Raw genomic sequence first — 2343 nt, 5'->3', positions numbered from 1 at the left:
TCGCCACCCGGTATGACAAGACCGCCGAGTCCTACAAAGCCGCCGTCACCCTCGCGTCACTCCTGATGTGGGCGTGACATTTGACGACAGAACCTAGGACGCAATCCGGACTACCTGGCCGATCACATCATCACGGCCTGTGTCGAGGGCCGACTGCCGAAGGAGCGACTGCTGGAGGCGCGGGCGGTGCTGGAGGAGCGAGAGCCGGATCTGCACACGTACCGGATGCTGCGGAACAAACATGGGGCGTACGAGCCCATGAACAATGCGCTGTCGGTGCTGCGGCATCCGGGGCTGATCCGGGTGCTGCGGGCGGGCAAGTCGTCTGACACCCACGTCCGGCGCCGGGACTACTACTTGCTGGCTTCCGGGGAGGAGTTCGCGCAACGGCTCCGGGCTGAGGTGCCGATGCTGGCTTGGTACGACCAGCAGGTTCTGTATGTGCGGATGGTGACCGAGGGAATGTCGGCCGAGCAGCTCAAGGCGTTGCAGTACGAGCATGCCGAGTACGCGGGTACGCCGGTGGGCCAGATGATCGCGGGTATCTCCGAGCGGGTGCGGGCGCGGCTTTCGGCCGAGTTGGAGCGGGAGGGGCTGGCATGAGCGAGGAGCAGCCGGAGACCGGGCCGGTGGAAGCGGGGCTGGCCGAGGTCGCGGCGAAGTCGAAGCAGCCCCTGTCTGTTGTGACGAGGGTTCTTGATCAGCACCGGGTGCGGCCGGCGATGGCTGCGCCGCGCCCGCACCGGTTGCTGGTGACGTCGGTCGCGTTCGAGGGTGTGCGACCGGTCGCGGACTCCCCGGCCGGGACCGAGGCCGGCGAGCCGTTCGAGTTCTCCTGGAATCCGGGGCCGGGGCTGTGGTGCCTGGCGTCGTCGGGCAAGAACGAGGCGGGCAAGTCCAGCGTCTTGGAGATCATCTTGTGGTGCCTGCGGGGCCGCAGCAATCTGCAGCGCGACGTGCGCCACTGGCTGCGCGACGTGCGGGTCGGCTTCGAGCTGGACGGCGAACCGCTGTGGGTGGAGATGGCTGTGCGGGCCGGGTCGCCGCACGGCCATGTGGTGTCCGCCCGGTCCGGCACGGTGCTGGTCGCATTCGAGGGACTGGGTGACTCTGAGGAAGGCATGGACGCCTTCATGATGGAGCGCCTGGGTCTGGAACCGCTGCGCACCGCGCAGGCCTCCCCGGGCGGGCCGGACGAGCCTCCCATCACCGGCGAGCTGTCGTGGCCGTCGTATGCCAGTGCCCTGCACATCAGCCGTTCCGGTCTGGGGGCGCTACTCGGCAGCGACACCCGGCACGGGCTGCCAACCCGGCTGCTCGAGCTGTTTCTCGGTGCTCCGTGGGCGTCGACGAAGGTAGAGGCCGCCGTCGCGTCGAAGATCGTCCGGGCGCAGCTTTCCGCAGCCCGCAGCCGCGCGGCCGGCGATGTCGAGGCGCGCAAGGCCCAGCTCAAGGAGCTGTCGCAGCGGCTGGGCAGGGCCCGCGACCAGCTGGCGGCCCTTCCCGGGGCGGGCAGCGCGGCGGCGGACGTCCAGCAGCTGTATACGGAGCTGTCTGCGGCCACCCAAGCGGCTGCCGTGGCGCAAGACGAGGTTGTGGCCGCGCGGTCGGCGCACAACGCGCTGGAGGCCCAGCGCGTGGACTTGGCGGCCGCCGTTCACACCGCGCAGGAGGCTGCCCTGGCGCGGGCCTTCTTCCACACGCTGATGCCCACCGTCTGCCCGCGGTGCGACACGGCCGTCGACAGGTCCCGGTGGGAGAGGGAGAAGGAGGGGCACTGCTCGCTGTGCGCCTCGGACTTGCACGAGGCACCGATCGGCGACAGCGGGGAAGAGGAGCCGGGGACGCGCGCAGAGGACCTGAGCCGGACCCTCGCCGAGGTCCAGCAGTCCGTGGACGCTGCGGCGGCTGAGCTGGCCCGGGCGCAGCGAAGCGCTGCGGACACCGAGGCGGCCCGGGCAGCGGCAGCCGAGCGCCTGCAGACCGCGTTGCACTCCCCCGGCCTGCGTGAGCGGCAAGAGATGGAACTCGTGGTCGCCCGCCTAGAGGGGGCAGTGGCAGAGCGCCGGGGCCGTTTCGCCCACCTGGACGCCGCTGTCGATCTCGAGCCCCTGGAGCAGGCCGGGGCGGTGCTGGCCGCCGCGGAGAAACTCGCGATGAGTCGGCGCACCCAGGTCCTGCAGAAGGTTCTCCAGGATGTGGAGGAGGACATCGTCGCCATGGGCCGGGCTCTCGGCCTGGAGATGCTTAGACGGTGTCCTATGTGGTGAGGCGGATGAGTCGCTTGTAGCAGCAGATGGCTGCGGCGAGGCCGAGAAAGGCCAGGTAGTTACGGGGATCGTG

Annotated in this window: 2 protein-coding genes; both read left to right on the top strand. The window is 70.0% G+C overall.

Annotation, left to right across the window (positions count from 1 at the left end; translation table 11 throughout):
• The first annotated feature begins 186 nt into the window (after positions 1–186).
• The gene (locus CK485_RS20475; protein WP_109453319.1) at positions 187–603 is read left to right on the top strand and encodes a hypothetical protein; all 417 of its coding nucleotides are present in this window, start codon (positions 187–189) and stop codon (positions 601–603) included.
• Complete coding sequence (locus tag CK485_RS20470) at positions 600–2270, top strand: ATP-binding protein (protein ID WP_109453317.1); 1671 nt, start codon at positions 600–602, stop codon at positions 2268–2270. Before CK485_RS20475 ends, CK485_RS20470 begins: the two co-directional genes overlap by 4 nt.
• The last annotated feature ends 73 nt before the right edge of the window (positions 2271–2343 follow it).

The organism is Streptomyces sp. ICBB 8177 (assembly GCF_003144095.1).
In the GTDB taxonomy this organism is placed as follows: Bacteria; Actinomycetota; Actinomycetes; order Streptomycetales; family Streptomycetaceae; genus Streptantibioticus_D.
Note: the sequence above shows the minus strand (reverse complement) of the source record. Positions and strands in the feature narration are given on the sequence as shown.

Excerpts from the sequence above, each read along its gene's own strand:
- CK485_RS20470 (WP_109453317.1), top strand. The coding sequence starts at position 600 with ATGAGCGAGGAGCAGCCGGAGACCGGGCCGGTGGAAGCGGGGCTGGCC.